We start from the raw sequence: 26,137 nt of genomic DNA, 5'->3' as shown, positions 1-26,137 counted from the left end.
CTTTTTTAAAGCCATGCAAGATTACAATGGATCTGTGCAAGAAGGCGCATTCAATCCATCTATTAACGATGGAAAGGGGGGAGGCTTTTTGCACAGTCCATCTACATCATTTGATAGTCTCCATGCGTATAAACTGTTCCGTCCATAATACGTCGTGCGGTACGGACGATCTTTATACCAGTGGGCTCCACCATTGTTTCAATAATACCAGAAGAATGAGCTAGCCGAACCTTTGTAGAGTGGTTTTTTGCTATTCTTGCAGGGATTGCACCTTCCACTGAAAGGGCTCTTGTTGTACATATCGCTCCAGTGACAGCCAGTGCTTGATGTGGCTTTTGCATGGACATCATCCTGATGTGTAAGTCCATCTCAACGCTTGAATGCCAAGCACCTGTACTATCTTTATATTTCTCTGGTTTTGCTACTATAGCCAGTTTGGGGACAGCCGGCGATAACTTTGTAGCTGAAAATCGACTGGCAAAGCCGCATTTCTCTGCCGCAATGGATCTTAATTCTTCAAATTGAGCCAACTGTAGATCAGTAAATTCTTCTGCAAGTTCCGTTCCATCCAGGCCGATACTGCTCGCTTCCACAAAAACTAATGGATTTGCATAGTCGATAATAGACACCTCTATTTGGCCTTGACTTGTATCTAAAAACTCCGAACTATTTCCAGTAGGCAATAAATGACCGGTAACTGAACCAGCGGCATCATGAAAGTTTAAATAGATTGGAGATCCAGATCCAGGTACTCCAGATATCGTAACATCTCCGTCATATTTGACCTGACCGTCTTCCACTTCTACTTCCGCAATGATCATTTTATTCGTATTGGTATTCAGGATCCTTACCGCAGTCATTGGTTCTGTCGCTTTTACAAGTCCTTCTTCGATAGCAAATGGACCAACAGCAGCGGAGATATTTCCGCAGTTCCCTTTAAAGTCCACTTTTTCTTCTGAAATGCTGACTTGACCGAAAGTATAGTGAACATCAATATCCGAAGTATATGCTTTCTTTATTATTGCCACTTTACTAGTAAGGGAATTACCGCCACCCAAACCATCTATTTGTCTTTTATCAGGACTTCCCATGACATCAAGCAAAAAGGGCTCCCATTCGTTTTTATTGTTAGGCATGGCTGATTCGTGGAAAAAAACGCCTTTGCTTGTTCCGCCTCTCATGATTGTTACATTCGTCTTGACCATCGTCATCATCCTCATCTTAAAGGTAGTATTTTTTATGTTTTTTAGTGTAGAAGGTAAAAAAATAAAAATAAAATATAAGTTTTCTTAATATTCGATAAAAAAACTTTTATAATTGTGAAAGAAGGACTAGAAAGGAAGATGAAAATGGATGAGAAAGATTGGATTTTATTGAAAATTCTTCACGAAGAACAAAGTGTAACAAAAACAGCAGAACGATTATTTACATCACAGCCTTCCATCACTTATCGGTTGAATAAGATTGAGGAGATTTTCGGAATTGAATTATTCACCAAAAGGCATAAAGGAATTACCTTTACTGCGGAAGGAGAACACTTGGTTGCTTATGCAAGAAGAATGCTACAGGAACTTCAAGATACCAAAGATCATATCTCTAATCTAAGCAAAGAGGTGCAAGGACATCTAAGGCTGGGGGTATCAAGCAATTTCGCTCAATATAAGCTCCCTAAGTTATTAAGGGAATTTTCCACTATGTATCCTAATGTCCAATATAGTGTACAAACAGGCTGGAGCACAGATGTCATGAAATTATTAGATGCTGGTATTGTACAAGTCGGTATACTGAGAGGAAGCCATCGCTGGAAAGGGGTGGAGGAACGGCTGACACGGGAAAAATTACATATCATCTCAAAAAAACCAATAACGATAGAGCAGCTTCCTTTTTTACCTTTTATCAAATATAAAACGGATGCTTCTTTAAAAACGATTATAGAAGATTGGATGCATACGAATCTAAAACAAGCCCCCATTATTGCAATGGAAGTGGATCGACAAGAGACTTGCAAAGAGATGGTAAAGCATGGTCTTGGTTACTCCATAGCACCAGAAATTTGCCTGCAGGAATCTGATCATTTGTACACAATGGAACTGTATAATGCTAAGGGTAAGCCTCTAATGAGAGATACTTGGCTAATGTACGATCAAAAATCATTAGGAATCAAACTCGTTAAAGCATTCATTGATTTTTTAAAGGGTGAACAAATGGTAACCATTTAAAGTTATGATAGAATTTTTTTTGAAACACAGTAAAAAAATATTTATTTAACTTATTACACCGTATAAGATATGTTAATCAAAAGTCATTTGAAAGCGCATTCTTGGAGGTGTAATATGCTTACTATTTTAGGTTTTTCGATGGTAACTGTTTTTACAATATTAATAATGACAAAGAAAGTCTCGCCTATTGTTGCCTTGACCATCACTCCCATTGTTTTTGCTCTTATTGGAGGTTTTGGTAAGGGTATTGGCGACATGATTTTAGAAGGAATTCAAACAGTTGCAAGTTCAGCGGCATTGCTATTGTTTGCTATTCTTTTTTTCGGAATTTTAATTGATGCAGGTTTATTTGATCCGCTAATAGAAAAAATTTTATCTATAGTAAAGGGAGACCCTGTGAAAATAGCGATAGGGTCTGCCGTCTTGGCAATGCTTATCGCTTTAGATGGGGACGGTACAACAACCTATATGATAACAGTCTCAGCAATGTTACCTTTGTATAAAAGAATTGGTATGAATCCCATGGTTATGGCGACATTAGCAATGCTGTCGTTGAGTATCGTTAGCGGAATGACTCCATGGGGCGGACCAGCTACAAGAGCGATTTCAGTGCTGGGTTTGGATCCTTCAGATTTTTTTGTGCCATTACTTCCGACCATGCTTGGAGGTATTGCTTGTGTGATATTTCTGGCTTTTCTAATGGGAAGGAAAGAGAGGAATCGAATAGGCATCGTTCAATTAGAGCCTAGACATATAACAAAGGACAGCTCTCAATCTTATATGGCTGCTAGTTTGGAGAGCGAGCAATTGAAAAGGCCACGCTTAATATATCTTAATTTATTCCTCGTTATAAGTATCATGGTGTTTATTGTGCTTGGAACTAAGCATCCGTCAGTTTTATTTTTAATTGGTTTTGTTCTTGCCCTTACTATAAATTATCCGAATGTAAAAATGCAGAAGGAGCGAATCGCCGAGCATTCTGGTAATGCCATAACTGTAGTATTATTGGTATTTTCAGCAGGAGTATTTGCTGGTATATTATCCGGGACAAAGATGGTGGATGCCATAGCAGGATCATTAATATCCGTTATTCCCTCATCAATGGGAGGGTTTTTCCCCGTTATTGTAGCACTCACTAGTATTCCGTTTACTTTTGTTTTATCAAATGATGCATATTACTTTGGTATGGTACCTATCTTTGCAGAAGCTGCCTCAGCATATGGTATAGAACCAGTAGAAATTGCAAGGGCTTCTATAATGGGGCAGCCGGTTCATCTGATGAGTCCATTGGTTGCGTCAACAGTATTGCTAGTAAACATGCTTAAAATGGACTTGGGGTCATTTCAAAGGTTTGCCGTTAAGTGGGCTGTAATTACATCATTAGTTATTACGTTGTTAGCAATCATTACAGGGGCTATTACTATTTTGTAAAGAAACAATAATAATATTTAGACTGCCAATGAATCATTAGTTTGATTGATTTAAATACAGCTGAAAGGGGTCCCAAGCTGATCAAGCCAGTTGTCTCTCCAGTTACTCTATTGTTTAGGGTTCTTTTTTAGAAGCGGCAGCATTTTTGTCGATGTTTAGCCAGCATTTCAGCACGATGTGGAAAAGACAAGAGACAAACATGCTCTTGTCTTTCTTAATATGATAGTTCAGTATAAATATTTAAGAAAAATGTCAGTATTGAGTAATGAATGTATCACCAGGCGTATGCCTCAGGTGTCTCTCCTCCAGGTCCGGGAAAGATATCATTTAACATGCAGAGAATCTCCTTATCCAGACTGATTTCAACGGCTTTTATCGTATCACGCAGCTGCTCAACCGTTCGTGGTCCGATGATCGGCGCAGTTAAAACTGGATTTGCCAGCACCCATGCCAAAGCCACATTTGCTTCTTTCTCTCCTAGTTCTTTGCATAAATCTGAAAATTTCTCGAGTTGCAAACGATGTTTTTCAATTAAATCTGCTCTTTTTGCTGTACGAGTTCCGGCATTGCTTTTCAATGCCTTCCCGCCAAGAAGCCCTCCTGCAAGGGGACTCCACGCCACTACTCCTAAACCAAGATCCCGTGCAGCCGGCAGCACTTCCATTTCAGCTGTTCGTTCTAATAAACTATACTTATGCTGTTCAGTGACGAGTCCCATGAATCGCCGTTTTTCAGCTTCAGCTTGCGCTTTAACTAAATGCCAGCCTGCAAAATTACTGGATCCAATATAGTCTACTTTGCCGGAGCGAACCTGAGTCTCAAAAGCCTCCCATATCTCATCCCACGGTGTCCGCCTATCGATATGATGCATTTGGTACAATTCGATATGATCTGTCTGAAGCCGCTTCAGTGATCCTTCCAGATGACGTCTGATTTTGTATAGAGACAAGCCCCTCATATCATTTGGTCCGTCATTCGGATCAGAAATCGGTTCATATACTTTTGTCGCCAGAACAACTTTCTCGCGGCGCTGTCCTCCTTGTGCAAACCATTTTCCAATGATGCTCTCTGTCAATCCTGCGTTTTTGCCCCAGCCGTAAATATTGGCAGTATCAAAAAATTGAATGCCGTTATCAAGCGCTTCATCCATGATACGGAACGCAGTCTTTTCGTCTGTATCAACTCCAAAATTCATCGTGCCTAAACATAAACGGCTCACCCGCAATCCTGTTCTCCCTAAATAGGTATACTCCACAACAAACCTCTCCTTTATCATTATTTTTGGCAACAGCTGCAATACAATTGATTCAACAATTGTTTGCTCTTTGTTACGATTAAAAAGACGAAGCAAATGTAAAGCAGACGCAAAATTATAGGAGGTTTTTTCAAATGAATATAGAGGATCTATGGGATCAATTTCATCAGCCGTTAAAAACATATATTTCACATAGGGTTAACGATCAATCTATCGTTGATGACCTCTTGCAAATCGTATTTATGAAAATACAAGTACATCTTCCAAATCTGATCGATGAACAAAAGATCGACAGCTGGATTTATCGGATCACTAGAAATACAATTATTGATTTTTACCGTACAAAAAAAACAAGCGAAATATTGCCTGATGTTCTACATTTTAATGACAGTGCAGAGGAAGAAAATTTCACCAAGGAAGCAACTGTGTGTATTCGATCGACCATCAAACGGTTGCCTGAAAAGTATCGAGAGGCGCTCGAGTTAACTGAATTCCAGGGGTTATCACAAAAAGAGTTGAGTGAAAAGCTCGGCATTTCTTACTCGGGAGCAAAATCAAGGGTACAACGCGGACGGAGAAAATTAAAACAGCTGCTTGAGGGGTGCTGTCATATTGAAGCGGATCGATATGGAAATATCGTAGACTTTCGTATTTTAAAGGAATAACTGATGAACAAAGTCAGTTATTCCTTTAAAATAGGCCATCCGCATGAAGAGCATTTTCCCTTTGATGTTTGCAAGAGATGTATGTATAATATAAATCGTAACGTTTCCGATTTAATAAAAAAGGAGTGTTGGAATGAACATTTTATTTTCAAAGCGGCTAGGCATATTAACGATTGGTTCATTACTAGTTTTGGCAGGATGTCAGACTTCCGGTTCTTCTGCAGGTGAGTCTAATAAAACAACATCATCCTCCTCAGCAGTTGAAGAAGACTCTTCCAAAACGCAAGAGCAAACATCTGACAGGCATATACACGAACATTCTCACGATCATAGTCATGCGCATGATGAAGCAACAGAAAAAATATATGAAGGCTATTTTAAAAACAGCCAAGTAAAGGATCGCTTACTTTCTGATTGGGAAGGAGATTGGCAATCTGTATATCCATACCTGCAAGATGGTACTCTTGACGAAGTGTTTTCATATAAATCAGAACACGAAGGCGGCAAGACAGCTGAAGAATATAAAGAGTATTATAAAAAGGGCTATCAAACAGATGTTGACCGTATTGTAATCCAGAAAGATACTGTAACGTTCTTCAAAAATGGAAAAGAATATTCTGGTAAGTATACGTATGACGGATACGAAATTCTAACCTATGATGCGGGCAATAGAGGGGTAAGATACATATTCAAACTAGCTAAAAAAGCAGAAGGGCTGCCTCAGTATATTCAGTTTAGTGATCATAGTATTTACCCGACTAAAGCTAGTCATTACCATCTCTATTGGGGGGACGACCGTGAAGCTTTACTTGATGAAGTCAAAAACTGGCCTACCTACTACCCGTCAAAAATGGATGGACACGATATTGCCCATGAGATGATGGCTCATTAGATGATTACTCTATGAAAGTTGTTCTGCCATAGCCATTTTTTCTGTGGAGAATTGATAGAATGGGGAAAAAACTGATTGAGACCATTCAGTATCCGCCATATTATTGTGACGTGACATACCTTGAGTCATCTCACATGAAGAGTAGAAGAAACCTATTTCAAAATAAAAAATCATTGGATGTATGGCAGTGGATTACGCTTGAAATCTATTGGCTTATATGAAGCAAAGAAGAGACCCAAAAACCGCAAAGCTTCTTCAAGAAAGCTTTGCGGTTTTTTATATGTCTAAGCCTCGATTCATCTCACCATAAAAATGCATTTCAACTTTCTCTTTTGATCGACAATAGTCCATAAAGGGAAGAATATTTCCCTCACAAAGAAGTCGTGGCAGTAATCTCCATAGGTGTGTTTGCATGGCCCACTTTAATGGTTTTGTTTAAATCTAATAAAAAACAGACGCCATAAAGATTTCTTATGGCGTCTGATGGATATGAGGTAAGGTGTGTTCTTAATAGCCACCAAAGAAAGATGTCCCAACGATGATTAATAGGATGAATAGAACTACGATTAATGGAAATGACCTCATAACATCACCTTCCTTAAAAGAGGATAGTACATGATATGCAGATCGAGCTTATTCGATAGTGATGCTAGTTTAATTGATGTAAAAATATTTTTAAGGCTGGACTGCTAACTGATCTTTATTGGTTATTGGATCATACTTATGATTTTGGAATGAATCCGTTTCAAAGTGATGTGTTGTTCTCGGCCAATCGTTGGCTAATCTTCCTGATGCAATCGAGCTATATGAAGCCATCCCTCTTTTATGAAAGTACACCCAAAACTTCTCTCTCTTGCAGACCCTTAATCATTTGACTTGCATATCGAGCGTAAGCATGCCTCATCTAAAAATAAAGTGCACCATCTGCTATTTGTTTTAACATTTTTAAGACAGTGATGCACACCTTTTGCGTTGAGCAAATGGAACAGGCTCAGAAGGGGCGAGCTGCTCCTTACTTCACCCAGATAAAAGACGGGGATAGACGGCATGCACCGAAGCTAACTGAAAGTTAAATTGAAATGAAAAAAGGGGCATGTTAAGCCCCCTTTAAGACTATCGAGAACTTCTCAATAGCATAACGCATTGTATGTTTAACATGTTTTAATCTTTCACAACGGATAAACTGACACTGTTGCCTGAGACTGTTACTTTAGCGAAGTCTTGTGTATCAATTACAGGTGTTATTGCTTTGTTGTCGATGGTGATGTTTGTAAAAGATGTAGAAAAGTTTGATTTGATATATTGGCGTGACCCTGTTGTAGCAACTGTAGCGAGCGCTTTCCATTTGGAGATGGAGCCGACATTTGTTTTGCTGATTTCTGAAATGAGACGGCCGTTGTATCCCGCATTGTTCGTGCCCCAGTATGTAGCGCGTGTATTGCCGTTAAGGTTTTTGTAGATGGTAAGTTGTACGGTGCTGCCGGGACGGAAGCCTTTCGTATTCGTGAATTGGCTTCCTCCTTCGAGGTACTGAACCTGATCCTGTCCTTTTGAACCGACTTTCATATATGGTTTCCATACGTTATATTTATCACTGTACTGAAACCCGATATCGGATTCTGTGCCTCCGCTAAAGCCAGAGTAGATATAGGCTGTCCCATTTGAAACCTGAATGGAGCTAGGAAGCTGGATTTTCGTAACAAAAATGGCACCAGTGCTGTTCAAGTAAGCCCTTCCGCCGATTCCATCAGTTAGCTGTGATGCAGCTTCTGCGGTTTTTGGACTAATAATACCCGGCACATCTACTGCACATGTGCCAAAAAGCACAGTTGCCGTAAGCGCACCCGCGAGCAGTCCTTTTTTCATCATCATTATTTCCCCCTATCATTATAATTAGAAAACGCTATCATCTTGTATTATAAAACATTATGAAAATAATTCCATAATAAACATGCAAATAGACACAGAATTTACACATTATGACTTTGTGTATCTGGCAAACGGTCGATTTCTAATCTCGAAAAATGTCCTGTGAAGTGTAAATGTTACGATAACTTTTCAATCGAGACTTGTGTTTTATTGAAATAGAAAAGCTATAGAGATGGGGTAGAAATAAGAGGGGAAAGAGCGAAAACACTGTAATCAGATATGTGTGTATAACTCAATTGTTTGTTAGAAAAAAAGTGGGCTTTTTAAGCCCGCTTCTTAGTTCATGTTTCCCTTCAGGAGACTGTCTTTTTCATTTACATTGGATAACAAACCCGAATTATTACTTCTTCCTTTTGTAAATTTACTGAAAAATTGTTTATAACCAGAGCCCCTTACATTCAACGTCCAACACGACTCCTTTGATTTTCATCTAATATTTCAAACAATTTTTTGTACTTTGATATGATTTCTTGGTCCACAATTTTCTGGCCTGAATTGAAAAAGGTGATTGAGCCCGATCCTTTACCAAGCTGGTTACGATCTGCAAGAACTTTTTTCAACTGTTTTGCAGTACCGACACTGCCTGAAATCATATCAACTTTTATCCCAAACAGTTTTTCAAAACTGTTTTTGAAAAACGGAAAATGAGTGCATCCTAACACAATCGTTCCGTATTGTTTCAAATCAAAAGAAGATAGTTCGTTCTTTAGATATTTAATGATTTTGTCTTCACTAAAATCAAAGTTCTCAGCAAATTCAACTAGTCCTGGAAGAGCTAAGCAATCAACAAGGTCATGGTGATCAATTTCTTTAACTAGATTATGAAATTTCTCTTCTTTAAGCGTCAAATTAGTAGCAACTACCAGAACCCTTTTTCTTTCCTCTGTACATTTATTTATAGCAGGCTTTACAGCGGGTTCGATTCCGATTATCGGAAAGTCGAAGTTTCTCCGAAGATCCTCTATCGCAATGCTAGTAGCTGTATTACACGCAATAACCAGAGCTTTGATATTTTGACTGGCCAGAAATTCAGCTGCATTGAAAATATATTCTTTAACTTTACCCTTTGATTTTTCACCGTATGGAACGTTTAACGTATCTGCATAAAAAATGTAATCTTCATAAGGAAGAACTTTTATGGCCTCATACAATACAGTCATGCCACCAATTCCTGAATCAAAAAATCCTATTTTCATCAATTCTCACGCTTTCTGTCTCATTCTTTTTTTATCATATGACTTTATATCATCTGAATCAAACGAAAAAGAACCATTTTACTATTCGAATTTAATATGTGAGTTATCGATTTTTCGAAAACTTGAGAAGGGGAGATAAGATCGAAATGTTGGTGATGTATTGTGGTTGTTGAAATCATTAAGATCGCATCGTATCAATGGGATGATTGGTAACCCGATTCAATTAGCTTTGAAAATGTAGGAGTATTGAGATTTCCAGAGTCAGGGGATGAAATTACGAAAAAAAAAGCAAACTGCCTGTCGAAGTTTGCTTTTTGCTCTATCAATGAGGTGCGCCTATATTTTTATATCCTCTTGGCAAAGCTGATTTAAAAGCTGCTTAACCGAAATTTCCTCAGTCAATGACCGTATCCCTTGACCTGCCCATAAAGACATCTGATCATGGTTATTTTGAAGTGAAGCCTTCTGTCTCATTGCCTTCGTTAGTGTATTTTGATAAGGGTACGGAAGGGTTTGTGTCTCAAACTGTTCTTTTTCTTCCATCCATTTATTTACGATTCCTCTGGCCTCTTTACCTGAAAATAATGTCGTAAGCTTTGTATCTGCTTCGTTTGCTTCTAGTATTTTCTGTTTATGCACTGGATGTGCGTTACTCTCGTGACAAATTAAAAAGGCAGAACCGATTTGAACTCCTTGGGCTCCAAGGGTTAAAGCTGCTTTTACTCCTCTGTGGTCTATCATTCCCCCAGCAGCTATGACAGGTACGCTCAGTGCATCTGCTGCTTGTGGAATCAGAGCCATTAAACCTACGGCAGATTCACCTTTGGAAGGTAAGAATGCTCCGCGATGTCCACCGGCTTCACTTCCTTGAAGGACTACTATATCCATTCCCCGTTCTTCCATTAACAATGCTTCTTCTACTGTTGAAGCGGTTCCTATTAAACAGCATCCAGCGGTTTTTAGCTCCTTTACTGCGTCTTCAGGCGGCAGATCAAAAGTGAATGAGCAAGCCTTAACCTTGTATTTTAAAATTAGATCAATTTTTTGATAGAAGTCATCCCACTCTTCTTGTACAGATGTGAATTGATTTACTTGATTAGCTAACGGTATGTTTTCTTTCCACTTTTTAATCTGATCTTCTGGTGGCATCTCTAGACCTAGCGGAACAAACACATTAATTTGAAAAGGAGCGTCTGTCAGCTCAAACATTTCTTTTATTTGTTGTTCTAGGAGGTCTGGCGTAAGATACCCCGATGCTAAGCTGCCAAGAGCACCTTGATTCGAAACTGCAGATGCAAGTCGGGGCTTTGTAATACCGCCAGCCATTGGAGCTTGAATAATCGGTTTTGTTAAGGAAAACTTCTTCATAAATTCATTCATACCGAATCCCCCCGTTAAGACATGATTTTTGAAAAAAGTGCCATTTTAAAATTTACTCAAAAACTCGTATTCGCTTAAATATATCGTTTTCCTTCTTTTTGTCAATCTCTCATACCAGTTAACATGTCGATAATGCAGGGGAGATTAAAGTGTGTCAAAGAGTGTCGTCCCATGGCGGCTCTACAAAAAACTGAATATTCATGTAGTCCTTCATAGTTGATATCTGATTTTGAGATGTCTTGCATCTTAATTTTGAATGATATATAGAAGGACTTCATGTAAAATAAAGCTTAGAAGAATACATCACATTCAAGAGTAAAAAAATCTATAAGACGTACAGATCAATATTCGGTTTTACAGTTAGATATTAAGGCTGAAACGGAGGAACATGCGATGCGAAGTGAGCAGGAAATGATGGACATTTTTTTGGACTTTGCTTTGAACGATGAGAGAATCCGATTGGTCACTTTGGAAGGGTCGCGTACAAACAGAAATATCCCTCCTGACAACTTCCAAGATTATGACATCTCGTATTTTGTAACTGATGTAGATTCTTTTAAAGAAAATGATCAGTGGCTCGAAATCTTTGGGAAGCGCATTATGATGCAAAAACCAGAAGATATGGAGCTTTTTCCTCCCGAATTAGGTAATTGGTTTTCATACATTATTCTTTTTGAGGATGGCAACAAATTAGATCTAACCCTTATTCCAATTCGTGAAGCAGAAGACTATTTTGCTAATAACGATGGTTTGGTTAAGGTATTGCTTGATAAGGATTCGTTCATCAACTATAAAGTGACCCCAAATGATCGCCAATACTGGATGAAAAAGCCGACTGCAAGGGAATTTGATGATTGCTGTAATGAGTTCTGGATGGTTTCGACTTACGTAGTAAAAGGATTAGCAAGAAATGAAATCCTTTTTGCCATTGACCATTTAAATGAAATTGTACGTCCTAATTTATTGAGAATGATGGCCTGGCATATCGCATCTCAAAAAGGGTATTCATTTAGTATGGGGAAGAACTATAAATTTATGAAACGGTACCTTTCAAATAAAGAATGGGAGGAACTCATGTCTACATATTCTGTGAATGGGTATCAGGAAATGTGGAAGTCTTTATTTATTTGCTATGCATTATTTAGAAAGTATTCAAAAGCTGTATCAGAAGGTCTTGCATATAAGTATCCTGATTACGATGAAGGTATCACTAAGTATACGGAAGGTATTTATTGCTCAGTAAAGTGATAAGAATATAGGATTGTCTTCATATGATATTTGATTCTCGCTGACAATGGAGACCAAGTAGTCAGATGTTTGTAAAAAGATGCGTAAATCGTTACGTTTAAGAATGTCTACGCGCATTTTACTATGATTATTCTTGTCCGAAATTTTTGTTCTTTTTAACGAAACGAAGCATTATAATTAACCTATAGGCACATTAAAAAAACAAAAGAATGTAAAGGAGGATTTTTGTGTTCCAAACCTTAGACCATTTTTTGAAATCTTGGGAGTTCGAAGCAGATGCTACACAGAAACTATTAAATAGTCTAACTGATGAATCACTTAAACAAGAAATAACTTCACAAAATTGGACTCTAGGCCGTATTGCTTGGCATACTGTTGCTGCCATTCGCATCATTACCTCAAACACAGATTTAACGTTCCATGCCCCAGCTGAAGATTATCCTGTTCCAACTTCGGCTCAGTTTATAGCTGACAGCTATCATCAAGCCAGTAATGCATTTGTACAGGCATTAAAAACCCAATGGACTGACCATACACTTCAAGAACGTATCAACTTTATCGGACAACAATTGCCTAACGGTTCACTTTTGATGTTTTTAATTCAACATCAAAATCACCATCGGGGACAAATGACTGTTCTTATGAGACAAGCAGGGTTAACTGTTCCAGGTATTTATGGTCCAGCAAAAGAAGAATGGGCAAAATTTGGTTTGGAAGCCCCGAAAATGTAATCAACCTTTTTATAAAAAAGTTACGCTATGACAACATATAAGAAGATGTTTTGATCTATCTTTTTTCAAAACATGTTCTTTTTTTGTTCGTTTACCAATGATAAGAACATATTCGAATCATTTTTATTCCAAACCACTTCAAATGACAACGTTCTTCCGCTTTATGGTTGGCCTGTTCCCAACAATGTAAGTATAATTTTTAATGCTGTCAAATCTTCTAGATACACATGTCTATAGATTCCTCTCTAACAAAACCCCCGCTTTTTCTGCCATCACTCGAGGTGGGGAAGGCATTTCATTTTTCAACCACCATTCGACTACTCCTACTTATGCATTTGCAACAAATTCAGCAGCGATCGATGGTTCAGAAATTCCAATGAAACATTCAGGTGTTGCTCAATTTTTGAATAAAAGCAGCTGCGCCAAAAGGAAGCCTATTGGAAGAGTCTAGCTGAGTTGGAACGTCTTCTCAAAAGGGAAGGCAATTTATTTACTGTAATTCATACAATGAGTAAAGCCTCCCAGGTATAATCTTTACTTCGTTCGACAAATTCTGCAAATTGTAGACAACTTCCTGATTATTTGGATAATTAACTGGATAGGAGGGGAAAAGTTGTCATATTTCATTATACTTATCATCGTTCTATTAATCGGAGCATTGGTAACAGCAGCAGTCGGTATCATCTCTTCAAAAGTAGAGGTAATCTCGCCGAAAACTACAATAGAATCTAAAGAGGAAGAACAGAAAAGTTTTTATACGCTGAAATAAAGCAGAGAAAGAGCATCTCCTACGGGGGTGTTTTTTATAGAGGAGTTGAAAAAACTGAATCAGACTAATTTACTTTTAAGATTCACCCTTGAAATGGCTGCACTAATCTCCTTAGGGGTGTATGCTTGGATAAGCTTTAATGGTTATTTTAAATATGTTTTAACTTTGGTTTTACCTATTGCAGTTATGATTGTCTGGTCTGTATTTGCAGTACCTCATGATCCTAGTCGAAGCGGACAAACTGTAATAGCTGTAAACGGGGTAACAAGGTTAGTTATTGAATTATTGATCTTTGCAATGGCTGTTGCAGCGCTTTATTTTAGTCATTTAAAACCAGTTGGTATTGTCTTTTTATGTCTAATAATACTCCACTACATCTTTTCAGCTGAGCGTATCAAATGGCTTCTAAATCAATAGTTTTTCATTTCAGCACTCGTTATTAGAGTGTTTTTTATTATTCTCTGTAGAGCCAGTGATTCTCAGATTAGATTTGAAGGTTAACGGCTTGGGCACAGTTGCAGTATAGAACGCATTTTCCAATAAAGAAGGCGCTCATTTGAAATTCATCATTAAACAATTGTACAAAAGTAAAATTTGTATTTAGAATGTAGTAATAAATAGAAATTCTACGTAGGAGGGTATCTTGTGGAAGAAAAGAAAGCTTTAATCATTGTGGATGTACAAAAAGCCTTCGATGATAAAAAATGGGGGGAACGGAATAACGTAAAGGCGGAAGAAAACATTAGTAAAATACTAAAATTATGGAGAGAAAAAGGATGGACAGTCATATACATACAACACACTTCTGATAAACCTCATTCTTTATTCCATCCAAAGAATGAAGGGTTTGCGATAAAGGAAATAGTTAAGCCTATGGATGAAGAAGTCATTATAACCAAGACAGTAAATAGCAGCTTTATTGGTACGAATTTAGAAGAATTCTTAAAATTAAATGAAATAACCACTGTAGTCATAACTGGTTTAACCACGCCTCACTGTGTATCAACCACCACAAGAATGAGTGGTAATTTAGGGTTTGATACATACCTGATTTCAGATGCAACAGCAGCCTTCGGAATGAGAGACCAAAATGATACATATTATGATGCGGCGACTATTCATAATATATCTCTAGCTTCATTGCATGATGAATTTGCTACAATATTGACAACTGATCAATTAATAAATGATTTTATAAAAACTCACTGATGAAAAACATTTTGGCACAGTAAAACGGCAGGCGCCTTTCCAATAGGAAGGGCGCTTTAATTCGATTTCCTGCTTTACTGCTCAGAGGAGGTGCATCAATGTTTCTTTATCGACAAGCAAGAGCAGAGGAAGTAAGCAAAGTGGCAAAGCTATTCCATCAATCTTTCAATCAATATCCTTTTATGGATTTACTCGTAAAACGCGAAAAAAAGATCATTCATTTATTTTTGAAATGCATAAAGTACTGACAAGAGCATATTTTAAAAAGCATTTCTTTTTTGTTGACATTCAGAATGGTGAAATGGTTGTTGTCGCTCTATTAAAACATCGTGATAAACCCGACATTAACTTGATCGATTATATAGCAGCAGGGGGGATAACATTAATCAAAATGGGGCTAAAAAATTTTCCAAATCCTTAAAAGAGCCGGCATAGAAGTATTAGGAGTTTCGCCATTTTATCAGGGAAAGAGTTTAGGCAGCAAAATGATTAATGACTGTCTCATATCTTTTATTTCAAAATGCGGGGGCGGCATCTTGACCTTAATTACGAATGCTGATCTCAATAGATCATTTTACAAATCGTACTGATTTTATATTTAAAGATTATCATAACCTTTAATAAAGATGGAGGTTGAATGAATGTCTTCAAAAGAAAAAAATAGTGTAACCATTTTGACGGAAAGCCAATTGTCTTCGAGAGCATTTAAAGAAGAAGCGTATGATTTTTATAAAGAATTGCGAAAATCACAGCCTCTCTTCCCATTATCTTTAGGAACTCTGGGGGAAGGCTGGCTCATATCGAGATATGATGATGCAATACATTTATTAAAGAATGAAAAATTAAAGAAAAACTATGAAAATGTATTTACTGCAAAAGAAAAGCGCCCTGTTCTATTGAAAAATGAAGAGTCTTTAACCAAGCATATGCTTAATTCAGATCCCCCTGACCACAATCGTTTGCGAACTCTTGTTCAGAAAGCATTTACTCATCGGATGATTTTGCAATTAGAAGACAAAATTCAACATATAGCAGATTCTTTATTGGATAAAGTACAACCCAACAAACTCATGAACCTAGTAGACGATTATGCGTTTCCTTTGCCGATTATCGTGATAAGTGAAATGCTTGGCATTCCCTTGGAAGATCGTCAAAAATTCAGAGTGTGGTCGCAAGCAATTATAGATTTTTCAGATGCCCCTGAAAGACTTCAGGAGAATGATCATTTGTTAGGAGAATTTGTTAAATATCTGGAATCCTTAGTTTGCAAAAAAAGGAGCGAACCTTCAGGAGATTTAATCAGTGCATTAATTCAAGCGGAAAGTGAAGGCACACAATTAAGTACAGAAGAATTGTACTCGATGATTATGCTGCTCATCGTTGCAGGTCATGAAACAACCGTAAACTTAATCACCAATATGACATATGCTCTGATATGTCACCATGATCAACTAGAAAAGCTCCGCCAGCAGCCGGACTTGATGAATTCAGCCATAGAAGAAGCATTGCGGTTTCACAGCCCTGTTGAGCTAACGACTATTCGCTGGACGGCTGAACCGTTTATACTGCATGGGCGGGAGATTAAACGGAAAGATGTGATCATCATTTCTTTAGCATCAGCAAACCGTGATGAAAAGATATTTCCAACTGCCGACATATTTGATATTGAAAGAAAGAACAACCGCCATATTGCTTTTGGCCATGGCAATCATTTTTGCCTTGGTGCACAGCTAGCCCGCTTAGAAGCAAAGATTGCCATTTCCACCTTATTACGCCGCTGTCCAAATATACAGTTAAAAGGCGAAAAGAAACAAATGAAATGGAAAGGGAATTTTCTGATGAGAGCACTCGAAGAACTGCCGATTAGTTTTTAATTTTTTGGGGATATGTGATTTTCAAACATATCTTGTTTTACTCCTCAATTAGATTAAACGATAGTAAAAGCTGTAACATAAAAATTTGATATGATAGCTTTTTAAAAACAAAGTTTAGCATTATTTATGCCTACCGGGCATGAAGATGTCTTGCAAACACCAATAGTTTCATCCTATCGGTGTTTTTTATTTGTTTTCAGCCTCATTTGGACAAACAGCTGTTACATAGTAAACGTTTGTTAAGATAAAATAATGGAGGGCATAGTTTCTAATGAGAAAAATAATGATAGATGGAAAAGACTTTGAAAATATAGAAGTTTTACATGATGTTTTAAAAGATAAATCTTTATGGGATTGCCTGACAGGGTGGGTGGATTTGCCGCTCACTTTAGTCTTGAAAAATTTTGAGTTCATACATTTTTAGGTTCATACGCTGACGACGTATTAGAAGTTTTACAAGAGGCTCAAGAGGAACTAAAGGACGAATTTAAAATAATAATAGAGTAGACTTTCTGTTTTGCGAATTTTAACAATTTTCGTTCGCGGAAAAAGGCAATGGGCACCGCAAATTCAATTTTCGGTGAGACCGCAATAACTTTTTGGCTTCTGATAAGTTTCTTATGATGTTGGTATCAAGTCACACAAGTACATAACTCTCCCATGACTTCTTTCTTATGTAAGTTAATTTAATTATGAGTTAATCGAGAGGATAATTTTATTCTGTGAATAATATTTTAAAAGGATTTAAATTTAAATAATATTTGATCGCCGAATAAAAATTCGTTATTATTTAAATTGGATGAAATATAATTCTGTTAAGAGTATTGGGGGTTGTGAAATGGGTATTATGCTTGACGAAACTGATAAGGCCATCTTAAGAGAATTGCAGGAAGATGCTTCAATATCAAATCTAAATTTATCTAAGAAAATTGGGCTTTCACCATCAGCTTGCCTTGCAAGAACAAAGAACCTAGTAGAAGCAGGTATAATTAAAAAGTTTACGACTATTGTTGATGAGAAAAAACTTGGAATCGAAGTCACAGCACTAGCTCTCATCAACTTATCACCTTTAAATAGGGAGACAATTCATTCATTTTTAGAGGATATAAACAAATTCCCACAGGTTCAAGAATGCTACACACTTACAGGAAGCCATGACTATATGCTTAAGATTGTGGCGAAGGACATGGAGAGTTATCGGAATTTTATCATTGATTCATTAATGCAGAACCCTGCTATTAGTGGAGTTGACACAAGCATAGTCATGAGTACAGAAAAAAGAACTGTCAGTGTGCCAATTGATGAAATGTAGGAGGTTGTTGATTTGAATAAAAATAAAGAATCGTTACATTTAAGCTCTTCTGCTATAAACACTCATATGAATAAGAGAAGTCAAATATGGGCTGCATTTCGTTCTGCATTCCCATATACCATTCCGATTTTTGCGGGGTTTTTGTTTTTGGGGATAGCTTATGGAATCTTTATGCATTCTTTGGGATTTAGCGCAATCTATCCAATCATCATGAGTTTTATGATATTTGCGGGCTCAATGGAGTTTGTTGCAGCGAATTTTTTACTTGGTGCGTTCAACCCTATGAATGCTCTTTTTTTGACGTTAATGGTCAATGCCAGGCATTTGTTTTATGGAATTTCCATGTTGGATAAGTACAGGGGGACTGGAAAGAAAAAGCTTTATCTGATTTTCGGAATGTGCGATGAATCATTTTCTATCAATTATACCGCTAATGTTCCGGCGAATGTTGACAAGGGCTGGTTTATGTTTTTTGTGACACTGCTTAATCATTTATATTGGGTCGCGGGGGCAGCGATAGGAGGTATTTTTGGGTCGTACGTGAAGTTTAATACCGAAGGGCTTGATTTTGTGATGACTGCTCTGTTTATTGTGATATTCATAGAACAATGGATGAAAGAGAAAAAGCATTACAGTGCTCTCACAGGACTTGGACTTTCAGTAGCCTGTCTTATCCTTTTTGGCGGAAACCAATTTATTATTCCTGCTATGCTCGCCATTTTAGGGGTACTGACTGTTCTGAGAAAACCATTGGAGAAAGCTGAGGTTTCCGTATGACGATGACTATGACGCAGCAAATGATCACCATTGCAATGGTCGTGCTTGGAACAATGCTGACACGGTTCCTTCCATTCATGATTTTCCCGTCTGGCAAACCGACACCGAAATATGTACAGTATCTTGGTAAAATGCTGCCATCAGCGGTAATCGGGCTTTTGGTCATTTATTGTTTAAAAGATGTGAGTCTGCTTTCTGGAAGTCATGGCATTCCTGAATTAGTTGGAGCAGCTGCAGTTGTACTGCTTCACTTGTGGAAGAAAAATATGCTTCTTTCCATAGCGGGGGGAACCGTTGTTTATATGGTTTTGGTGCAATTGGTTTTTTAACCGATATCGGAAACGATCAAAATGATCATGCTTTTATTGAACTTGATAAAAATCTATAAAACTGACACAAGCTTATTTTGGAATCAACACTGTGCCAGTGCAAATAGCACCTGTAATGTTTCCTGGCTATTCAAGAAGTGTCTACTTTAATCGGAGGATGTATAATGTCAAAAAAAGTGTCGGTTTCCTATATCATCATTATAGGATTAATGCTATTTGCATTGTTTTTTGGAGCAGGAAATCTCATTTTTCCGCCTATGCTTGGTCAATTGGCCGGGAAAAATGTATGGATCGCTAATGCAGGTTTCTTAGTGACCGGAGTTGGATTGCCATTACTGGCTATAACAGCATTTGTTTTTTCGGGTAAACAAAACTTACAGTCGTTAGCCAGCCGTGTTCACCCGGTGTTTGGCATTGTATTTACGACGATTCTCTATTTGGCAATCGGGCCTTTTTTCGCTATCCCAAGATCAGGAAACGTATCGTTTGAAATTGGGGTAAAACCTTTTTTATCAAATGATGCAGGCCCTGTCTCATTGATCATATTTACAATATTATTTTTCGGATTGGCATGCGTGTTATCACTTAATCCTTCAAAAATCATTGATATAGTTGGGAAATTTTTGACACCAATTAAGCTGACATTTATCGGATTGCTTGTAGTGGTAGCTCTTATTCGCCCAATTGGAACCATTCAAGCACCATCAAAAGGGTACACATCACAAGCGTTTTTTAAAGGATTTCAGGAAGGATACCTTACTCTGGATGCCCTTGTAGCATTTGTTTTTGGAATTATCATCGTGAATGCATTGAAGGAACAAGGAGCTTCTACCAAAAAACAGCTGATGGGTGTTTGTGCAAAAGCAGCCGCGATTGCAGCTGTACTCTTAGCAGTTATGTATACAGCTCTTTCCTATATGGGGGCTTCCAGCGTTGAAGAACTAGGGATTTTAGAAAATGGAGCAGAGGTTTTGGCTAAGGTTTCATCCTATTATTTTGGTTCTTATGGTTCAATCTTATTGGGCTTAATGATTACAGTGGCGTGTCTGACGACAAGTGTCGGACTGATCACTGCGTGTTCTTCATTTTTTCATGAACTATTCCCGAACATTTCTTATAAAAAAATTGCTGTCGTTTTATCAGTGTTTAGTACGCTTGTCGCAAATATAGGATTAACCCAGCTTATTAAGGTGTCAATGCCTGTCTTACTGACGATGTATCCTATCGCGATTTCCTTAATATTTTTAACGTTTTTGCATTCTGTATTTAAAGGGAAGACAGAAGTGTATCAAGGCAGTTTATTATTCGCATTCATCATCAGCTTATTTGACGGTTTGAAGGAGGCGGGAATAAAAATTGAAGTTGTGAATCATATTTTCACTCAGATTCTTCCTATGTATAACATAGGGCTGGGGTGGCTCATTCCAGCTATTACAGGGGGAATATGCGGCTATATACTGAGTATATTCCGAACAAAAACAAGTTGATCAATCAACAGCAATATCACTCAGATCTGCAGGATCTCCTCCATCAGTGGATACTTCAACTGTTACAATTGGATGTTCTGCCCCTGTCCAACCGAAAATATCAATCTTTCCGTTGTCACCCGAAATCTGTAGGTGAATATTTAATAGTTGTGAGAGCGATTGACTCTTTAGGAAATAGTCAGCCTTTAACTTCAAGACGCAACCAAGTGTCTAGGGCAATGATCTTCGTTCAAAATTCTTTGAATGAGGAAAATCTACATTCTAATATCGACTAGGTTTCACAATTCAGAGTGCAAAATCACGAAGAAAAAGCAAACTACATACCGAAGTTTGCTTTTTTGCTCTATACAAACAATGAGATGCGCCTATATTTTTATATCAGACAACTGATCAGAGGTATTTTGAGGCGAAGCCTGCCTTCCATCCATTTATTTACGATTGATCTGGCCTCTTTACCTGAAAATGATCCCTCATATGCGTTAAAAAAGCAGATAAAGCAGGGGTAATTAAAGTGTCTTTCCGCCTTATAAACATGGTTGATACGAAAGAATATTTGTCAGAGATAGTGTGGCTGCGAATGCGGCCTTCTTTTTCATGCGAAGCAATGATTGAACGAGGCAGCAGTGAAATCCCCAAGCCGGCGCTTACACAGCCAATGATCGCTTCAAGTATGCCAAATTCCATTAATTTTATAGGTAATAAACCTTCTTCTTGGAGGATATGATTGAGCTTTGCTCTGTAAGAGCATCCTTTACGGAATACAAGCATTGTTTGTGTTTGAACATCCTGAATGGAAGAAATCACAGGGTGTGAAGCACTTGTAACAAGAACCATCTCTTCATCCAATACCTTTTCTTGAACTAAATCAGGGTGTTCAATAGGCCCTGAAATAAAAGCGCCGTTTAACTCATAATGTAAAACTGCTTGTATTTGTTGTTCCGTAGGGCCGGTTACTAGGTTCAAATCAACATTTGGATAGAGGTTATTATAATGTGCAAGGAGTTGAGGAAGCCAAACTGCAGCTGTTGTTTCCATTGATCCTATACGCAGTGGCCCAGAAGGCACGGATGATTCGCCCATGGCTGCTCTAGCTTCTTCAATAGTATGTAGAATTTTCTCTGAGTAAGAAACAAGAATTTGCCCTGGGGGAGTAAGTGTGATTCCTCGACTATGGCGATAGAATAATTTTGTCTGTAAATCGTTTTCTAGTTGTTGTATCTTATTCGTTACGTTCGATTGTGCATAATTTAAAGTCTGAGCAGCCTTGGAAATACTGCCTTCACGAGCAGTAGTGAGAAAAACCTGTAACAACTGAATATTCATCTAGTCCTCCATAGTTGATATCTGATTTTGAGATGTCTTCCATCTTAATTTTGAATTATATATGATAGCAGAGCTTCATGTAAACTAAAGCTTAGAAGAATAAATGATTTCTAAAGTAAGTGATAAGGCTATTTCAAAAAATGGTTAATTTACTCGAAGTTGATTCTGTATATTGCCTATGGAAATACACATCATAACATAGGCTTGACTAACACCAGAATGAAGGGGTTATTGGGAAATTACTTTATTCTAAATGTAGCAGCTGCTTGGAAATAGCTGACACATTAACGAATGAAATTAAAAAGACTGTTGTAGTAGAAGGAGGGGATTTTATGCCATTACTTCGTTTTGACTTAATAGAAGGGCGAGATCAATCAAGTTTGAAAAAACTTTTAGATGTCGCTCACAATGTTGTAGTAGAGGCTTTTGATGTGCCTCAACAAGACCGTTATCAAATTGTTCATGAACATCCAGAAAATCATATGATTATTGAGGATACTGGGTTAGGATTTAACCGAACTAAAAATCTTGTTGTTCTTTCAGTTACAAGTAAATCCCGACCGGAAGAGAAGAAACAAAAATTTTACAGGCTGTTAGCTGAAAGACTGGAATCTGAGTGTGGTATCGCATCAACTGATTTAATTGTATCTATTGTTGAAAATGATAATGCTGACTGGAGTTTTGGACTTGGTGAGGCCCAATTTTTAACAGGTAAATTGTAGTTGAATACTACCCTCAAATGCTTGATTGAAGAAAAGGATAGAGAAACTAGGGTAGCGGAGCAAACCATGTGTTTGCTCCGCTTTTTTATGTTTATAAAAGAATAATTAAGGAGGTATTGTGGATTTCTATAAAAAATATTTTGACATTTCAGTAAAGAGCAGATATATTTATATATGAACACATGCTCATATATAAAAATTGTTTGCATCATGTTAGAATGCTTCATAACAGATTTGAAATAATAAATACATATGTATCAATAAACTTTAGGTAAGGAGGAGTTTTTTATGGGTCACAATCATAATGAAGGAGCAAATAAAAAGGTTTTATTGATCTCTTTTATCATGATTACAGGTTATATGATAATAGAAGCTATAGGTGGATTTTTAACAAATAGTCTGGCGCTTTTATCTGATGCAGGCCATATGCTGAGTGATTCAATTTCATTAATGGTTGCCCTGATTGCTTTTACATTAGCTGAAAAAAAGGCAAATCACAATAAGACATTCGGCTATAAACGATTTGAGATTCTTGCAGCTGTGATAAACGGTGCTGCCTTAATTCTTATTTCTCTTTATATCATTTATGAAGCAATCGAACGCTTCTCTCATCCACCAAAAGTAGCAACAACCGGCATGCTTACAATTAGTATCATCGGGTTAGTTGTGAATCTATTGGTCGCTTGGATTATGATGAGTGGCGGAGATACAAAGAATAATCTGAATATAAGAGGAGCTTATTTACATGTAATAAGCGATATGCTCGGCTCTGTAGGTGCCATTTTAGCTGCCATACTTATCATCTTCTTTGGATGGGGCTGGGCAGATCCATTGGCTAGTATCATTGTGGCTATTCTTGTTCTAAGAAGCGGTTACAATGTGACTAAAGATTCCATTCACATCTTAATGGAAGGAACTCCAGAAAATATCGATGTCTCTGATATCATTCGTACAATTGAAGGGATAGAGGGAATTCAAAACATTCATGATTTACACATATGGTCTATCACAAGCGGATTGAATGCTCTTTCTTGCCACGCAGTTGTTAACGATCAACTGACCATTTCAGAAAGTGAAAATATTTTACGCGAAATTGAACATGAACTTGAGCATAAAGGCATTACGCACGTAACCATTCAAATGGAAACCGAAGCGCATAATCACGACAATGCGATCCTTTGTCAGCCCAAAATGGAGAAGCAGCGTGACCACCATCACCATTAAATTTTTTATCTAACTTTATAGTGAGGAGATCAACTAGCATTTTGCAGATTCTGTCTACTGACAATTTGAAATTGGCGGGGTGATAATGTGTACGACACTATAGTAATCGGGGCTGGTCAAGCAGGGATCTCGATAGGGTATTATCTAAAGCAGTCCGATCAAAAGTTTATTATTTTGGATAAAAGTCATGGGGTGGGGGAGAGCTGGAAAGATCGGTATGACTCATTAGTTTTATTTACTTCTCGAATGTATAGCTCTTTGCCTGGAATGCATCTTGAAGGAGAAAAACATGGATTTCCTTCAAAAAATGAAATTGTTGCTTATCTAAAGAAGTATGTTAAAAAATTTGAAATTCCAATCCAATTACGGACAGAAGTAATAAGTGTCCTAAAAATAAAGAATTATTTCTTAATAAAAACAAATCGGGAAGAATATCAAACGAAGAATCTTGTCATTGCTACAGGGCCTTTTCATACCCCTAATATTCCATCAATATCAAAGGATTTATCCGATAATATTAATCAACTACACTCATCACAATATAAGAATTCAAAACAATTGGCATATGGAAATGTACTAGTAGTTGGTGGTGGGAATAGTGGTGCTCAAATAGCTGTTGAATTATCCAAAGAAAGAGTTACATATTTAGCTTGTAGTAATAAACTTGTTTATTTCCCTTTAATGATAGGAAAAAGAAGCATCTTTTGGTGGTTTGATAAACTAGGAGTTTTACATGCAAGTCATACATCAATAGTAGGCAAATTCATTCAAAAGAAAGGTGATCCAGTATTTGGGCATGAATTAAAACATGCAATAAAACAGAAGGAGATCATCTTAAAAAAAAGAGTCATTGCCGCAAAGCAAAATGAAATCATTTTTAAAGATTCATCTACATTAGAAGTAAACAATGTTATTTGGGCTACTGGTTTCAGGAATCCCTTATGTTGGATAAATATAAAAGGTGTTTTGGATCAAGAAGGTCGAATCATACATCATAGAGGTGTTTCACCTGTAGAAGGATTGTACTTTATAGGTTTGCCTTGGCAGCATAAGCGAGGTTCAGCGTTGCTTCAAGGCGTAGGAAATGATGCTGAATACATTGTAAAACAAATGAACGGTGAATAAACGAAGCAGAGCAGTAACTCACATGTTTACTGCTCTATTTTTTGCGTGAATAAGGGTAGCGAAGTGGAGATGAGCCTTCTCTTTTATTTAAGAAGTTAGAATATAGAAAGGGAAAAATCACTTTAAGCCATACTCATATTTTTATGTTCAACAATGGTCTTAAGGAGGCTGCGCATTGAATTTGTCAGGTACGCATCTTTATGGCGTATAAAGATTGTGGAGATACAGCTGTCTTTCTCAGGCAATGGGTGGCAATAAACCTTACCTTGTACAGCTAGATGCATAACAGCAGATTCCGGTACCACTGTTATACCGAGTCCAAGTGCAACACTATTTAAGATTGTCTCCAGGATGTTAAATTCCATCATTCTGTTTGGGTGCACACCTTCATCTTTGAGCCATTGTTCAAGTCTAGACCGATACCCGCACCCCTGATTAAAAACAAGAATCGGAGTCGTTGAAAAATCCTCTATATTAAACGTTTTGTTACTGGTTACAAGAGTAAGTTTTTCAGTATAAACATCATACTGTTCCAGAATAGAATGTTTCAAAGGACCTGAAATAAAAGCTCCGTCTAATTCGTGATTCATGACCTTTTTAATAAGTTCCTCTGTTAGACCAGCCTGCAATGATAAATCCACATTAGGATACTTTTTATAATAGGAAGCTATGATGGTCGGCAGTATCCTCACTGTTTCCACTGTACCGATTTTTAATATTCCAGACGGTATTTCAGTATCTAGAAAGACTTGCTCCAGTTCTTCAACATCTTTCAAAATTTTGTTAACGTATTCAATCATTTTTCGGCCCTCTGGGCTTAGTGAAACCCCTTTTTTATGGCGATTGAAAAGAGGTGTTTTGAGCTCATTCTCTAATTGCTTAATCCGCGCAGTTACATTAGATTGTACATAATTTAACTCTTTTGCAGCACCGGTAATACTCTTGTGATGGGCTACGCATTTGAAAATTTGTAAGTCTCGCAGTTCCATGAAGATCCCCCCTTCATTAATGTATCATTATCAATGATGTTTTTCATCACT

Annotated in this window: 29 protein-coding genes and 2 pseudogenes; 22 read left to right on the top strand and 9 right to left on the bottom strand. The window is 37.4% G+C overall.

The genetic code is table 11. The features are described from left to right. Nucleotides 1-101: 101 nt before the first annotated feature. Nucleotides 102-1,205, bottom strand: a complete 1,104-nt coding sequence (locus tag MKX71_RS13320) for a 2-methylaconitate cis-trans isomerase PrpF family protein (RefSeq protein ID WP_019712533.1) — start codon at nucleotides 1,203-1,205, stop codon at nucleotides 102-104. Between the two features lie 144 nt (nucleotides 1,206-1,349). On the opposite strand from MKX71_RS13320, the gene MKX71_RS13315 reads away from it, so the two are divergent. Both MKX71_RS13315 and MKX71_RS13310 read left to right on the top strand, forming a co-directional pair. Further along, the gene (locus MKX71_RS13315; RefSeq protein WP_015251604.1) at nucleotides 1,350-2,219 is read left to right on the top strand and encodes a LysR family transcriptional regulator; all 870 of its coding nucleotides are present in this window, start codon (nucleotides 1,350-1,352) and stop codon (nucleotides 2,217-2,219) included. 114 nt (nucleotides 2,220-2,333) lie between these two features. Beyond that, entirely contained in the window at nucleotides 2,334-3,650 is a 1,317-nt protein-coding gene (locus MKX71_RS13310; RefSeq protein WP_033882988.1) for a citrate:proton symporter, read from the top strand. Between the two features lie 274 nt (nucleotides 3,651-3,924). Here the strand turns inward: MKX71_RS13310 and MKX71_RS13305 are convergent, their stop codons facing one another. Then, nucleotides 3,925-4,905: an aldo/keto reductase gene (locus MKX71_RS13305; RefSeq protein WP_033883000.1), complete on the bottom strand. Its 981-nt coding sequence runs from the start codon at nucleotides 4,903-4,905 to the stop codon at nucleotides 3,925-3,927. A 134-nt stretch (nucleotides 4,906-5,039) separates the two neighbouring features. Here MKX71_RS13305 and sigZ point away from each other — a divergent pair, with 134 nt between their 5' ends. The 3 genes from sigZ to MKX71_RS13290 all read left to right on the top strand — a co-directional run bounded on the left by sigZ (nucleotide 5,040) and on the right by MKX71_RS13290 (nucleotide 6,683). Then, nucleotides 5,040-5,570, top strand: coding sequence for an RNA polymerase sigma factor SigZ (gene sigZ, locus MKX71_RS13300; protein ID WP_021480181.1), 531 nt, complete (start codon nucleotides 5,040-5,042; stop codon nucleotides 5,568-5,570). Between the two features lie 133 nt (nucleotides 5,571-5,703). Further along, nucleotides 5,704-6,462 carry a metal-binding protein ZinT gene (locus MKX71_RS13295; protein ID WP_069322792.1) on the top strand — a complete coding sequence of 253 codons (759 nt, stop codon included), beginning with the start codon at nucleotides 5,704-5,706 and terminating at the stop codon, nucleotides 6,460-6,462. A gap of 59 nt (nucleotides 6,463-6,521) precedes the next feature. After that, the gene (locus MKX71_RS13290) at nucleotides 6,522-6,683 is read left to right on the top strand and encodes a hypothetical protein (protein ID WP_339231202.1); all 162 of its coding nucleotides are present in this window, start codon (nucleotides 6,522-6,524) and stop codon (nucleotides 6,681-6,683) included. A 286-nt stretch (nucleotides 6,684-6,969) separates the two neighbouring features. Here MKX71_RS13290 and MKX71_RS13285 read toward each other — a convergent pair whose 3' ends face one another. From MKX71_RS13285 to MKX71_RS13270, 4 genes are all read right to left on the bottom strand, one after another. Continuing rightward, nucleotides 6,970-7,047, bottom strand: coding sequence for a YjcZ family sporulation protein (locus MKX71_RS13285; RefSeq protein WP_072175780.1), 78 nt, complete (start codon nucleotides 7,045-7,047; stop codon nucleotides 6,970-6,972). 576 nt (nucleotides 7,048-7,623) lie between these two features. Continuing rightward, nucleotides 7,624-8,331: a YrpD family protein gene (locus MKX71_RS13280; protein WP_339232041.1), complete on the bottom strand. Its 708-nt coding sequence runs from the start codon at nucleotides 8,329-8,331 to the stop codon at nucleotides 7,624-7,626. Between the two features lie 458 nt (nucleotides 8,332-8,789). Then, nucleotides 8,790-9,587 carry a glutamate racemase gene (murI, locus tag MKX71_RS13275; protein ID WP_163130523.1) on the bottom strand — a complete coding sequence of 266 codons (798 nt, stop codon included), beginning with the start codon at nucleotides 9,585-9,587 and terminating at the stop codon, nucleotides 8,790-8,792. Between the two features lie 336 nt (nucleotides 9,588-9,923). Beyond that, the gene (locus tag MKX71_RS13270; protein ID WP_015251610.1) at nucleotides 9,924-10,967 is read right to left on the bottom strand and encodes a nitronate monooxygenase; all 1,044 of its coding nucleotides are present in this window, start codon (nucleotides 10,965-10,967) and stop codon (nucleotides 9,924-9,926) included. A gap of 393 nt (nucleotides 10,968-11,360) precedes the next feature. On the opposite strand from MKX71_RS13270, the gene aadK reads away from it, so the two are divergent. Beyond that, nucleotides 11,361-12,215: an aminoglycoside 6-adenylyltransferase AadK gene (gene aadK, locus MKX71_RS13265; RefSeq protein WP_144531228.1), complete on the top strand. Its 855-nt coding sequence runs from the start codon at nucleotides 11,361-11,363 to the stop codon at nucleotides 12,213-12,215. A gap of 227 nt (nucleotides 12,216-12,442) precedes the next feature. Continuing rightward, nucleotides 12,443-12,946 carry a DinB family protein gene (locus MKX71_RS13260; protein ID WP_015251612.1) on the top strand — a complete coding sequence of 168 codons (504 nt, stop codon included), beginning with the start codon at nucleotides 12,443-12,445 and terminating at the stop codon, nucleotides 12,944-12,946. 231 nt (nucleotides 12,947-13,177) lie between these two features. On the opposite strand, the pseudogene MKX71_RS13255 reads toward MKX71_RS13260, so the two are convergent. After that, nucleotides 13,178-13,294 (bottom strand): annotated as a pseudogene (locus MKX71_RS13255) (TetR-like C-terminal domain-containing protein); the annotation flags it as partial. 265 nt (nucleotides 13,295-13,559) lie between these two features. On the opposite strand from MKX71_RS13255, the gene MKX71_RS13250 reads away from it, so the two are divergent. From MKX71_RS13250 to MKX71_RS13195, 12 genes and pseudogenes are all read left to right on the top strand, one after another. Then, nucleotides 13,560-13,715, top strand: a complete 156-nt coding sequence (locus MKX71_RS13250) for a hypothetical protein (protein WP_014477443.1) — start codon at nucleotides 13,560-13,562, stop codon at nucleotides 13,713-13,715. Between the two features lie 45 nt (nucleotides 13,716-13,760). Next, entirely contained in the window at nucleotides 13,761-14,132 is a 372-nt protein-coding gene (locus tag MKX71_RS13245) for a DUF2568 domain-containing protein (protein WP_339231201.1), read from the top strand. Between the two features lie 228 nt (nucleotides 14,133-14,360). Next, the gene (locus MKX71_RS13240; RefSeq protein ID WP_339231200.1) at nucleotides 14,361-14,924 is read left to right on the top strand and encodes a cysteine hydrolase family protein; all 564 of its coding nucleotides are present in this window, start codon (nucleotides 14,361-14,363) and stop codon (nucleotides 14,922-14,924) included. Nucleotides 14,925-15,022: 98 nt separating this feature from the next. Further along, nucleotides 15,023-15,172 carry a hypothetical protein gene (locus tag MKX71_RS13235; RefSeq protein WP_164972449.1) on the top strand — a complete coding sequence of 50 codons (150 nt, stop codon included), beginning with the start codon at nucleotides 15,023-15,025 and terminating at the stop codon, nucleotides 15,170-15,172. 156 nt (nucleotides 15,173-15,328) lie between these two features. After that, nucleotides 15,329-15,514 carry a GNAT family N-acetyltransferase gene (locus MKX71_RS13230; RefSeq protein WP_339232040.1) on the top strand — a complete coding sequence of 62 codons (186 nt, stop codon included), beginning with the start codon at nucleotides 15,329-15,331 and terminating at the stop codon, nucleotides 15,512-15,514. Between the two features lie 51 nt (nucleotides 15,515-15,565). Beyond that, entirely contained in the window at nucleotides 15,566-16,798 is a 1,233-nt protein-coding gene (locus MKX71_RS13225; RefSeq protein WP_339231198.1) for a cytochrome P450, read from the top strand. Nucleotides 16,799-17,069: 271 nt separating this feature from the next. Further along, nucleotides 17,070-17,305, top strand: a pseudogene (locus MKX71_RS13220) (barstar family protein). Between the two features lie 331 nt (nucleotides 17,306-17,636). Further along, nucleotides 17,637-18,110 carry an azlBCD operon transcriptional regulator AzlB gene (gene azlB, locus MKX71_RS13215; protein WP_015251617.1) on the top strand — a complete coding sequence of 158 codons (474 nt, stop codon included), beginning with the start codon at nucleotides 17,637-17,639 and terminating at the stop codon, nucleotides 18,108-18,110. A 12-nt stretch (nucleotides 18,111-18,122) separates the two neighbouring features. Beyond that, nucleotides 18,123-18,887 (top strand): azaleucine resistance protein AzlC, encoded by a 765-nt coding sequence (gene azlC, locus MKX71_RS13210; protein ID WP_019712540.1) that lies wholly within the window; start codon nucleotides 18,123-18,125, stop codon nucleotides 18,885-18,887. After that, nucleotides 18,884-19,216, top strand: a complete 333-nt coding sequence (gene azlD, locus MKX71_RS13205) for a branched-chain amino acid transporter AzlD (RefSeq protein ID WP_019712541.1) — start codon at nucleotides 18,884-18,886, stop codon at nucleotides 19,214-19,216. Before azlC ends, azlD begins: the two co-directional genes overlap by 4 nt. A gap of 164 nt (nucleotides 19,217-19,380) precedes the next feature. Beyond that, on the top strand, nucleotides 19,381-20,703 hold the full coding sequence (brnQ, locus tag MKX71_RS13200) for a branched-chain amino acid transport system II carrier protein (protein WP_019712542.1): 1,323 nt from the start codon (nucleotides 19,381-19,383) through the stop codon (nucleotides 20,701-20,703). Then, nucleotides 20,661-20,978: a hypothetical protein gene (locus MKX71_RS13195; RefSeq protein WP_015251620.1), complete on the top strand. Its 318-nt coding sequence runs from the start codon at nucleotides 20,661-20,663 to the stop codon at nucleotides 20,976-20,978. The genes brnQ and MKX71_RS13195 overlap by 43 nt, the downstream gene beginning before the upstream one ends. Before the next feature lie 157 nt (nucleotides 20,979-21,135). Here the strand turns inward: MKX71_RS13195 and gltR are convergent, their stop codons facing one another. Continuing rightward, a complete protein-coding gene (gene gltR, locus MKX71_RS13190; RefSeq protein ID WP_339231196.1) occupies nucleotides 21,136-22,026 on the bottom strand; it encodes a glutamate biosynthesis transcriptional regulator GltR in 891 nt (296 codons plus the stop codon). Nucleotides 22,027-22,358: 332 nt separating this feature from the next. On the opposite strand from gltR, the gene MKX71_RS13185 reads away from it, so the two are divergent. The 3 genes from MKX71_RS13185 (at nucleotide 22,359) to MKX71_RS13175 (ending at nucleotide 25,097) form a co-directional block, all read left to right on the top strand. After that, nucleotides 22,359-22,748, top strand: coding sequence for a tautomerase family protein (locus MKX71_RS13185; RefSeq protein ID WP_004398711.1), 390 nt, complete (start codon nucleotides 22,359-22,361; stop codon nucleotides 22,746-22,748). Between the two features lie 288 nt (nucleotides 22,749-23,036). Continuing rightward, entirely contained in the window at nucleotides 23,037-23,972 is a 936-nt protein-coding gene (czcD, locus tag MKX71_RS13180) for a CDF family zinc transporter CzcD (RefSeq protein ID WP_151262351.1), read from the top strand. Nucleotides 23,973-24,059: 87 nt separating this feature from the next. Beyond that, nucleotides 24,060-25,097, top strand: coding sequence for an NAD(P)/FAD-dependent oxidoreductase (locus MKX71_RS13175; RefSeq protein ID WP_259266253.1), 1,038 nt, complete (start codon nucleotides 24,060-24,062; stop codon nucleotides 25,095-25,097). A gap of 122 nt (nucleotides 25,098-25,219) precedes the next feature. Here MKX71_RS13175 and czcR read toward each other — a convergent pair whose 3' ends face one another. Then, entirely contained in the window at nucleotides 25,220-26,086 is an 867-nt protein-coding gene (gene czcR / locus MKX71_RS13170; protein WP_339231195.1) for a LysR family transcriptional regulator CzcR, read from the bottom strand. Nucleotides 26,087-26,137: the final 51 nt, after the last annotated feature.

Source organism: Bacillus sp. FSL M8-0071 (assembly GCF_037975455.1).
GTDB lineage: Bacteria > Bacillota > Bacilli > Bacillales > Bacillaceae > Bacillus > Bacillus subtilis.
This window is presented reverse-complemented; position numbering and strand designations above follow the sequence as displayed.

Coding starts and splice junctions, on each gene's coding strand:
- czcR (WP_339231195.1), bottom strand. CDS start 26,086: ATGGAACTGCGAGACTTACAAATTTTCAAATGCGTAGCCCATCACAAG.
- MKX71_RS13270 (WP_015251610.1), bottom strand. CDS start 10,967: ATGAATGAATTTATGAAGAAGTTTTCCTTAACAAAACCGATTATTCAA.
- brnQ (WP_019712542.1), top strand. CDS start 19,381: ATGTCAAAAAAAGTGTCGGTTTCCTATATCATCATTATAGGATTAATG.
- MKX71_RS13310 (WP_033882988.1), top strand. CDS start 2,334: ATGCTTACTATTTTAGGTTTTTCGATGGTAACTGTTTTTACAATATTA.
- azlD (WP_019712541.1), top strand. CDS start 18,884: ATGACGATGACTATGACGCAGCAAATGATCACCATTGCAATGGTCGTG.
- sigZ (WP_021480181.1), top strand. CDS start 5,040: ATGAATATAGAGGATCTATGGGATCAATTTCATCAGCCGTTAAAAACA.
- MKX71_RS13315 (WP_015251604.1), top strand. CDS start 1,350: ATGGATGAGAAAGATTGGATTTTATTGAAAATTCTTCACGAAGAACAA.
- aadK (WP_144531228.1), top strand. CDS start 11,361: ATGCGAAGTGAGCAGGAAATGATGGACATTTTTTTGGACTTTGCTTTG.
- MKX71_RS13290 (WP_339231202.1), top strand. CDS start 6,522: ATGGGGAAAAAACTGATTGAGACCATTCAGTATCCGCCATATTATTGT.
- MKX71_RS13185 (WP_004398711.1), top strand. CDS start 22,359: ATGCCATTACTTCGTTTTGACTTAATAGAAGGGCGAGATCAATCAAGT.
- czcD (WP_151262351.1), top strand. CDS start 23,037: ATGGGTCACAATCATAATGAAGGAGCAAATAAAAAGGTTTTATTGATC.
- MKX71_RS13280 (WP_339232041.1), bottom strand. CDS start 8,331: ATGATGAAAAAAGGACTGCTCGCGGGTGCGCTTACGGCAACTGTGCTT.
- MKX71_RS13235 (WP_164972449.1), top strand. CDS start 15,023: ATGTTTCTTTATCGACAAGCAAGAGCAGAGGAAGTAAGCAAAGTGGCA.
- MKX71_RS13225 (WP_339231198.1), top strand. CDS start 15,566: ATGTCTTCAAAAGAAAAAAATAGTGTAACCATTTTGACGGAAAGCCAA.
- MKX71_RS13320 (WP_019712533.1), bottom strand. CDS start 1,205: ATGGTCAAGACGAATGTAACAATCATGAGAGGCGGAACAAGCAAAGGC.
- murI (WP_163130523.1), bottom strand. CDS start 9,587: ATGAAAATAGGATTTTTTGATTCAGGAATTGGTGGCATGACTGTATTG.
- MKX71_RS13285 (WP_072175780.1), bottom strand. CDS start 7,047: ATGAGGTCATTTCCATTAATCGTAGTTCTATTCATCCTATTAATCATC.
- MKX71_RS13195 (WP_015251620.1), top strand. CDS start 20,661: ATGCGGCTATATACTGAGTATATTCCGAACAAAAACAAGTTGATCAAT.
- gltR (WP_339231196.1), bottom strand. CDS start 22,026: ATGAATATTCAGTTGTTACAGGTTTTTCTCACTACTGCTCGTGAAGGC.
- azlB (WP_015251617.1), top strand. CDS start 17,637: ATGGGTATTATGCTTGACGAAACTGATAAGGCCATCTTAAGAGAATTG.
- MKX71_RS13295 (WP_069322792.1), top strand. CDS start 5,704: ATGAACATTTTATTTTCAAAGCGGCTAGGCATATTAACGATTGGTTCA.